Source organism: Flavobacterium sp. CYK-55, assembly GCF_018413465.1.
GTDB lineage: Bacteria > Bacteroidota > Bacteroidia > Flavobacteriales > Flavobacteriaceae > Flavobacterium.
Map to the genome: position 1 here is coordinate 1 of NZ_JAHCDK010000049.1, position 272 is coordinate 272.

At 40.8% G+C, this 272-nt stretch carries 1 protein-coding gene; it reads left to right on the top strand.

What is annotated here, in order from left to right:
• Positions 1-272: hypothetical protein (locus tag KIH23_RS13680; protein ID WP_213214056.1), on the top strand; the 272-nt coding region annotated here is incomplete at both ends.

A 272-nucleotide genomic window follows, 5' to 3' on the forward strand; every position in this document is an offset into this window, starting at 1 on the left:
GTTTGATACAACTTCAGGGGTGATTTCAGGAACACCGAATGCAGTTTCATCTACAGCAATTTATACCGTAACGGCTTTGAATTCCGGCGGTTCAACTTCGTTTGGAATTTCGATTACCGTGAATGATGTCGCGCCGTCAGCTTTAAGTTATAATTCACCAAATATTTATACTGTAGGAGTTCCGATTACTCATCTTCATCCATCGATTTCAGGCGGAGCAGTAGTCAACTACAGTATTTCGCCTAGTTTACCAAGCGGATTGACTTTTAATA